Raw genomic sequence first — 8,309 nt, 5'->3', positions numbered from 1 at the left:
AGTGCGGTGGGTGGGTTGGGTGGGGTGTTGAAGACGGGGACAGGCTGGGGTGTGGGTGGTACTGCACGCGCCGGTGGTTGGGACTGGGAGCTACTGCGAACTGAAACGGGTATGTTGTCCGCGATCGGTGGGGTTTTCGATCATGTTCGGTGATCGACCAAGCGAGTCGGCTTTGTGGGTCTGTTCTTCTGTTCGATCGCTCCTGATCTGTACACTCGTCCAAGATGTGATCGCCTGGTAGAGAGACTGAGTTGTGCTGAACAACCCGATTCGCGCGATTGTCGTCGCCACGCTGGTCGCGAGTGCGACGACCGCTGCTGGATTCGCGACTGCCGTTGCTGAGGCTCCCGGTTCGCTCATCTCGGTGCAGGGCGAACCCGCGGGGTGGCACGGGCTCGAGCGGGGGTCTTCGGTCGAGTATTGGATGACCGATTCGGCTGGTGTCGGGCGGCCGGCCAGTGGGGCGATGTTCCTGCCGCAAGGCGATGTTCCGGTCGGTGGTTGGCCGATCGTGGTCTATGACCACGGGACCTCGGGGTCGGGTCCTGGGTGTGGTGGCCAGGCGGATCCGGAGACGGGGCCGCTGCCCGTGCACCGTGCTGCCGAGGATCGGCTGATCAAGCGGTTCGTCGACCGGGGCTTCGCTGTCGTGACTCCGGATTACCTCGGGCTCGGCCGTTTCGATACGGGGCCGCACCCGTATCTCGAGGTGCGCAGCGAGGCGACCGCGACGATCGACCTGGTCCGGGCCGCTCGTGCTGCCAGCCCGGAATTGTCGCGGACCTGGACTGCCGTCGGCACCTCGCAGGGCGGTCACGCGGCGTTGAGTGCGGCGCACGTGCAGGCCGACTACGCTCCCGAGCTGGACTTCCGTGGCACGGTCGCCATCGACGCTGCCTCCGATGTGGAGAAGATCCTGCCGTTCCTCGGTCCGGATGTGCCTTCGGTACCTGGCCTTTCGGGCACCACGTCGTTCATCGTCAGCATCCTGGCGGGGCTGCGCGCCACCCACCCGGAACTCGACGTCGACTCCTATCTGACCGAACGTGGCAAGGCGCTCGTCGATGACGCGGGCACTCAGTGCCTGGACGAGATCCTCGCCGCTACCAAGGGCGTGACCTCGGCCGAGTTCCTGGCGCGTCCACTGGCACCGCTGCGTGACCCGCTGGCCGCGTACATGATGCTGCCGACCAGCGGCTACGACGCCCCGATCCTGCTGACGATGAACGTCACCGACACGATCGTGCCGTCCCCGCTGCACGCGGCGCTGGTCGCGCAACTCGCGGCCAACGGCGTCGACCAGCAGGTGGTCACCGGCACCGGCCAGCACGGCTCGGTCTCGCCCGAGCAGCTCGCCGCCGTCGACGGTTTCCTCGCGCGCGTCAACGCCGCCCCGCCGCAGCGCTGAGCTGCCCGATCGACGAGGTTGGTAGGTTCTAGCAGTGTCCGAACCAGAGAATTCCGCTCGAGGTAACCGTGCCGCCCTGCTCGGTCCCGCCGAGGTGCGGACCCTGGCCGAACGTTTCGGCGTCCGACCCACCAAGCAGCTCGGACAGAACTTCGTACACGACGGTAATACCGTGCGACGCATCGTGTCGGCGGCCGGCGTCGGCAAGGGTGACACCGTGCTCGAGGTCGGGCCGGGTCTCGGCTCGCTGACCTTGGCGCTGCTCGACGTGGTCGACCAGGTGGTCGCCGTGGAGATCGACCCTGTGCTCGCCAACTATCTGCCCGAAACCGTCGCCGATCGCGCGCCCGGCCTGGTCGAACGCCTGCGCGTGGTCGAGGCCGACGCGCTGCGGGTGCGCCCGGAGCAACTGCCCGCCGTGCCGACCGCGCTGGTGGCGAACCTGCCATACAACGTGGCCGTGCCGGTGCTGTTGCACCTGCTCGCGTCCTTGCCGAGCATCAAGGTGTCGCTGGTGATGGTCCAGGCGGAAGTGGCCGACCGGCTCGCCGCCGAACCGGGGAATCGCGTGTACGGGGTGCCGAGTGTCAAGGCGGGTTTCTTCGGGAAGGTCCGGCGGGCGGGCCACGTGGGGACGCAGGTCTTCTGGCCGGTGCCGCGCGTCGAATCGGGTCTGGTGCGGATCGATCGATATGCCGAACCGCCGTGGCCGATGGACGAGGCGCATCGCAGGCGGGTGTTCGAGGTGATCGACGCGGCGTTCGCGCAGCGGCGAAAGACGTTGCGGGCGGCGCTGTCCGGGTGGGCGGGCTCGCCTGTGGAGGCCGAGCGTCGGCTCGTCGCCGCCGGGATCGATCCGACGGCGCGGGGCGAGACCCTGGAGACCTCGGCGTTCGTCCGGTTGGCCGCGACCACCTGATCGACGAGGCGCTTCCGGTGGAGTGAATCGGGGCTGCGCAGCACGACGAATCATGATCTCGCGCAGGAGAACCCGCAGTACACCAGCTGTTCACCGGAGCGGGTTGTGTCGTCCCTGTGAAAGCGACTGTGGATAACCGGTTTTCGCGGCATTCGCAGTTGATCATGATCGGCGGGTGGCGCTGCCGGTGAAACCCGTAAACGCAGGTCTCACCGCGCCCGGGCGGGGATGTGGATGACATTGTGGATGGTTCGCGCCGGGAGTGCGAGGTGGGTGAACCCGCGGTGAACGTGGGCGTCGTCGCCGACGCGGTCGGTGCTGGGCGGGCGGCGCGCCTGCCCGCCCGCCCAGCGGGCGCGGCGTCAGGCGCTCAGCGCGTAGCCCGCTTCGTCTACCGCGGCGGCCACATCGGTGTCGGCCAGTTCGCCCGCGCTGTCGACGCTGACGAGGCCGCTGGCGAGGTCGACATCCACGCTCGTGACGCCGTCGATCTTGGCGATCTCCTGCTTGACCGAGCTCACGCAGTGTCCGCAGGTCATCCCCGTGACGGTGTAGGTGGTGGTGGCCATGGCCGACTCCTTCGCTCTTCGAACATACGGTCCGGGGGTATATCCCCGACACGATGAAAATACCCCCCAAGGGTACCTGGGCGCAACCTCTCGATCGGCGGTCGGGCATTCGACGTGCGTACTCGTCGCTGGAACCGATTACGCTGGGTAATCGTGCTGTCAGTTGTGCCCAGCCCGGTCGTCGTGCGAGCTCCGTCGAAGGTGAACCTGCATCTCGGAGTCGCTGATCTGCGCCCCGACGGATACCACGACCTGACCACCGTCTTCCAGGCCTTGTCGCTCGCCGACGACCTCCGTTTGGCGCCCGCTGCCTCGTTGTCGGTGCGGGTCAGTGGGGAAGGCGCCGCCGAGGTGCCCACCGATCGCACCAATCTGGTCTGGAAGGCCGCGGTCCGCCTCGCGCACCTGGCCGGCCGCGCCCCGCTCGTCGAGATCGCGATCACCAAGGGTGTCCCGGTGGCGGGCGGCATGGCCGGCGGCAGCGCCGACGCGGCCGCCACGCTGGTGGGGCTGAACGAGCTGTGGGACCTCGGATTGACCCGCGAGGAACTGTCCACGATCGCCGCCGAACTCGGCAGCGATGTCCCGTTCTCCCTGCACGGCGGCACCGCGCTCGGCACCGGCCGTGGGGAACGTCTGCTCCCGGTGTTGTCGCGCAATACCTTTCACTGGGTCCTCGCGTTGGCCAAGGACGGCCTGTCCACCCCGTCGGTCTTTCGCGAACTCGACCGGCTGCGCGCCGAAGGCGAGCCGCCGCGCCTGGGTGACCCCCAGAAACTCATGCAGGCACTGGCGGCGGGCGACCCACACACGCTCGCGCCGCTGCTGGGCAACGACCTCCAGGCCGCGGCCCTCTCGCTGAAACCGGAACTGCGCCGCACGCTGCGCGCGGGGGTCGGCGCGGGCGCGCTGGCCGGGCTTGTCTCGGGTTCCGGGCCCACCTGCGCCTTCCTCTGTGAATCCGAGGAAGCCGCGATCGGCGTCGCCGCGGAGCTGGCGGGCGCCGGCGTGTGCCGCAGCGTGCGTACGGCCAGCGGGCCGGTTCCGGGCGCCCGGGTGCTCGACACCGAGGCGTAGGACACACGCTGACGGCCACCAGCTGAGCCAGGCCGCGGGCGCCGGCCGGACCGGGCGACGGCGTCCACTATGATCGCAATCAACAGATCTCGCACGAACATGGGTAACTCACCGGGAACGGGCCAACTGGTCCAGCAATCCCCCGTCGGACGCCGACGCGCCGCAACCCCGCCCCTATGTCTGGCCTGAAGTCGCGGAGAGGCGGCAATGCCCAACCTGATCAACCTGGAACAGGTCTTCAAGAGCTTCGGCGTCAAGCCGCTGCTCGATGACGTCTCCCTCGGAATTCACGCGGGGGAACGGATCGGGGTGGTCGGCCTCAACGGTGGCGGTAAGACCACGCTGCTCGAGGTCCTGACCGGACTGGAGCCGCCGGACAAGGGTCGAGTGAGCCGGGTGGGCGGGCTGCGGATGGCCGTGGTCACCCAGCGCGGCGTGCTGCCCGAGGGCGCGAGCATCGGTTCGATCGTGTTCGCCGGGCTGTCCGACGACCTGTCGACCGCCGATATCGCCGACCACCAGTGGGCCGCCGACTCGCGGGTGCGCTCGATCCTCGAAGGCATCGGCATCGCCGATCTGGGCCTGGACAGCCTCGTCACGAACCTCTCCGGTGGCGAACGCCGCCGCGTCGCCCTGGCGGCGGCGCTGGTGCGCGACCTCGACCTGCTCGTCCTCGACGAGCCGACCAACCACCTCGACATCGAGGGCGTGCAGTGGCTGGCCGAACACCTGGTCGCCCGGCGCACCGCGCTCGTCGTGGTGACCCACGATCGCTGGTTCCTCGATACCGTCGCCAACCGCACCTGGGAGGTCGTCGGCGGCAAGGTGGAGACCTACGAGGGCGGCTACGGCGACTGGATCTTCGCGCGGGCCGAACGCGCGCGTCAGGCCGACGCCTCGGAGTCGCGCAGGCAGAACCTGGCCCGCAAGGAGCTGGCGTGGCTGCGTCGCGGCGCGAAGGCCCGTACCTCCAAGCCGCGTTACCGCGTCGAGGCCGCCGAGGCGCTGATCGCCGATGTGCCCGCGCCGCGCGACTCGGTGTCACTGGCCGCGTTCGCCCGCAAGCGTCTGGGCCGTGTGGTAATCGAACTCGAGGACGTCGCCCTCACCACCCCGGACGGCCGGGTGCTGGTCGACGACCTCACCTGGCGGCTCGCGCCGGGTGAGCGGGTCGGCCTGGTCGGTGTCAACGGGTCGGGCAAGACCACGCTGCTGCGCGCGCTGGCCGGGGAGACCGAACCCGCCAAGGGCAAGCGGATCCAGGGGCAGACCGTGCAGATCGGCTGGCTGCGTCAGGAACTCGACGACCTACCCACCGATATGCGGGTGCTCGAGGCCGTGCAGCAGGTCGCGCAGCGAATCATGCTCGGCGACAAGGAGATCTCGGCCGGCCAGCTCGCCGAACGGCTCGGGTTCACCCCGGCCCGCCAGCGCACCCCGGTCGGGGATCTCTCCGGTGGTGAACGCCGTCGCCTGCAGCTCACCCGGATCCTGATGGCCGAACCGAACGTCCTGCTGCTCGACGAGCCGACCAACGACCTCGACATCGACACCTTGCAGCAGCTGGAGGACCTGCTCGACAACTGGGCGGGCACGCTGGTGGTCATCAGTCACGACCGCTACCTGGTCGAGCGTATCTGTGACTCCACCTGGGCGCTGTTCGGCGACGGCAAACTCACCAACCTGCCCGGCGGCATCGACTCCTACCTCGCCAAGCGCGCGGCCATGGCGGGCAACGCCAAGCCGCTCACCGCGAAGACCGGTGGCACCTCGACGGATTCGTCCGACCGCCGCGCGGCCCGCAAGGAACTGTCGAAGGTCGAACGCGGCATCGCCAAACTCGATGAGCGCGAACAGAAACTCCACACGGCCCTGGCCGATGCCGCGACCGACCCGGACAAGCTGGTCAAGCTCGGCGCCGAGTTGAAGGAAGTGATCGCCGAGAAGGAAGCGGCGGAAGAGCGCTGGATGGAGTTGGCCGAAGCAGCCGACAACTGATCCACCCCGGATCGGGAGCCTTCGCCTCAGCCGCCCACGCTCTGTGGCGGTGCGCTCGAGTCCGGCCCGAAGTCGACCGAAGACGGATAGACCTCGCGGCCGTCGTTGATGACGACCGGCAAACACGTCTGGACGAAGTCGGCGCCGAATTCGGTGAGCAGGATGCTGCGGTAGGTCACCTTCGTGCCGAAACCCGGGCGCTTGAGCGCCTCCCGTACCTGTTCCTGGGCCTCGATGACCTGGTAGCGGTGCGGGTTGCCGACGGGTTCACGGGTGGATTCGATGAGCCCGAGCCTGCGCAGGTTGGGCAGGTACTGCGGCACCCGGTTCGGGAACCGCAGGCCGGCGTGCTCGCCCAGCATGGTGAGTCCGCTGATCAACCGCTCGCCACCGAATGCCCGCTGCCGTCCGGTGCGCACATCGATGGCGGGCTGCGGTCCGTCGACATGGAGGAAGCGCAGGATGCGTGCCTCGTCCGGGGTGATCTCGGCGAGGATGCCGGGGTAGGCCGGGTGGGTGTCGGGCTGTGCGGCAGTGGTGCTGGCGGACAGGCGAAGCAGTTCGGCGCCCTGCTCGCGCAGGGTCGGCGTGCCGTCCTCGTGGTGGTGCCGGTTGCCCGTCGGCAGGCCGAGGGCGTGCCGGAGCCGGTCGCGCACTTCGTTTTCCGCTTCCGCGAGCACCTCGTTGGGCGGGTGGCCCGCCATGCTGCCGCGTACCACCGTGGCGGTGACCCCGAGCGCGGTATCCAGGGTCCACAGCGTCACTTCCGAGGCGGCGGTCAGCGCGACGCGCGCCACCCCGGTCGCAGCCCGAACGGTGCGCACCGGCGAGACGGGTAGTAGGCCACGTCTATCGGCGGAGACCTCGAGCGGCGGTGCCGATCGTCGCACCATGTCGGTCGACGGGGCCCCGTCGGCTATATCCATGTCGTCGCTACTCCTGTTCCGAAGACCAGGATGTGAGCGTATCCGGCGAGCAGTCCCAGCACGCCGCCATGGACGAAAAGCAACCATTCGTCCTGTTTGATCGCCGAACGCAGCATGTCCACGAAGTCGTGCGGGGAAAGCGCGGACATTTGCCGGGCGATGTATTCGTTGACCTGCCTGCCCTGCTGCACATTGAACGCGGGATCGGCGAACGCCATCGGCGCGATCGTCATGGCCTGCGCGGTGAGAGTTGTTTGCAGCGTGTCATATTCGCGGCTGCCGAGCATGAATTTCACCGCGGGCCGCGCGGGCCCGAGCGCCCGGTCGGCGGCCGGACGCAAGGTGTCCTCCAGCATCTGCAAGGTGCGATCCGAACGCGGGCCGTTGAGCAGTTCGTCGCCGATATTGGCCACCGTGACGACCTCGGTGGACACCAGCGCCGCGTAACCCGCGGTGATCTCGGGCTGCCGCTTGATCAGCAGACCCTGCCGCCACGGGCACCACCATTTCGGCGTCGCCGGCGCGAAGATCATATTGAGGCCGACCCAGTTCACCACCCAGCCGATGATGATCCCGCCGACGGGCAGCACGATCAGCGGGGAGAGCCCGGTGGTGTGCAGCGCCAGCACCAGCAGCAGCCCGGCGGGCGCGCCGAAGTAGAAGCCGAAGTTCTGCATGAATCGCAGTTCCTTGGCGCCGAGGACCTGGAAAAGCTGGTTGAGCAATTGTGGACGAGCCTGGAAGTAGCGGATCACCATCTGCTTCACATCGAGCAGCTGGTCGATATTGGCGCCCAGCTCCATGGTGAGGTCGCGCAGGATCTCGGGCAGTTGTGAGCGCACCCGCTGATGGATCATCTCCCTGACCTGAACGGGCAGGTTGTACCAGAGCTGGGGGTGGTCGCGGCGCAGGATCACCTCGACGATGTCGCGAATCTGCGCGTCGGCTACCTCGGCCAGATGTTCGGCCAACTTCTCCGGGTCCAGCTCACGGTAGAAATCAGCGACGCTGCCCAGCTTGGACAGGCCCTTGTCGACCGCGATGCTGGCCATCTTGTCGGCGCGTGAGGGCACGATGCCCTGCCAGCCGATCCGGCCGTCATAGCTGAGCAGCGGCAATACCTGCACCCGCTTGGGCAGATAGGGGAAGATCGCGCGCAAGCCGGGCAGTGCGAATCCATGGAATTTGATCGGCTGGAACAGCATGAGAATGCCGGACCAGTTGGTTATGTAACCAATAATTCCTGTGAAGAGAGGAATGGTCAGAATTTCTAGCAGGAGTGTCGGGTGTAACCCGAACACACTCTCCAACACGACACGCCCTCCTGCCGATACCCGGTGACCGCCGCCTCACCGAGAACCAAAATTTACCACCCCCGCGGCGAGGTGACCCTACTGTGAGATGGGGAACCG

The 8,309-nt window shown here is 68.0% G+C and carries 7 protein-coding genes; 4 read left to right on the top strand and 3 right to left on the bottom strand.

Annotation, left to right across the window (positions count from 1 at the left end; genetic code table 11):
- The first annotated feature begins 424 nt into the window (after positions 1-424).
- Together NA12_RS17175 and rsmA are read left to right on the top strand one after the other, a co-directional pair.
- Positions 425-1,408, top strand: a complete 984-nt coding sequence (locus NA12_RS17175; protein WP_243654729.1) for an alpha/beta fold hydrolase — start codon at positions 425-427, stop codon at positions 1,406-1,408.
- 34 nt (positions 1,409-1,442) lie between these two features.
- Entirely contained in the window at positions 1,443-2,327 is an 885-nt protein-coding gene (rsmA, locus tag NA12_RS17170) for a 16S rRNA (adenine(1518)-N(6)/adenine(1519)-N(6))-dimethyltransferase RsmA (RefSeq protein ID WP_067451649.1), read from the top strand.
- Between the two features lie 362 nt (positions 2,328-2,689).
- On the opposite strand, the gene NA12_RS17165 is transcribed toward rsmA, so the two are convergent.
- Positions 2,690-2,896, bottom strand: a complete 207-nt coding sequence (locus tag NA12_RS17165; RefSeq protein WP_067451646.1) for a heavy-metal-associated domain-containing protein — start codon at positions 2,894-2,896, stop codon at positions 2,690-2,692.
- Between the two features lie 153 nt (positions 2,897-3,049).
- Between NA12_RS17165 and NA12_RS17160 the strand changes: the two genes are divergently transcribed.
- The gene (locus NA12_RS17160; protein ID WP_067451643.1) at positions 3,050-3,973 is read left to right on the top strand and encodes a 4-(cytidine 5'-diphospho)-2-C-methyl-D-erythritol kinase; all 924 of its coding nucleotides are present in this window, start codon (positions 3,050-3,052) and stop codon (positions 3,971-3,973) included.
- 207 nt (positions 3,974-4,180) lie between these two features.
- Positions 4,181-5,971, top strand: a complete 1,791-nt coding sequence (locus NA12_RS17155; protein WP_067451640.1) for an ABC-F family ATP-binding cassette domain-containing protein — start codon at positions 4,181-4,183, stop codon at positions 5,969-5,971.
- 26 nt (positions 5,972-5,997) lie between these two features.
- Here NA12_RS17155 and NA12_RS17150 read toward each other — a convergent pair whose 3' ends face one another.
- Together NA12_RS17150 and NA12_RS17145 are read right to left on the bottom strand one after the other, a co-directional pair.
- Positions 5,998-6,897 carry an Abi-alpha family protein gene (locus tag NA12_RS17150; protein WP_084472830.1) on the bottom strand — a complete coding sequence of 300 codons (900 nt, stop codon included), beginning with the start codon at positions 6,895-6,897 and terminating at the stop codon, positions 5,998-6,000.
- The gene (locus NA12_RS17145) at positions 6,888-8,102 is read right to left on the bottom strand and encodes a DUF445 domain-containing protein (protein WP_243654728.1); all 1,215 of its coding nucleotides are present in this window, start codon (positions 8,100-8,102) and stop codon (positions 6,888-6,890) included. The genes NA12_RS17150 and NA12_RS17145 overlap by 10 nt, the downstream gene beginning before the upstream one ends.
- Positions 8,103-8,309 lie beyond the last annotated feature (207 nt).

This window comes from Nocardia alba NBRC 108234, assembly GCF_001612665.1.
In the GTDB taxonomy this organism is placed as follows: Bacteria; Actinomycetota; Actinomycetes; order Mycobacteriales; family Mycobacteriaceae; genus Nocardia; species Nocardia alba.
The sequence above is the reverse complement of the archived record's forward strand: the minus strand, read 5'-3'. Positions and strand labels throughout refer to the sequence as shown.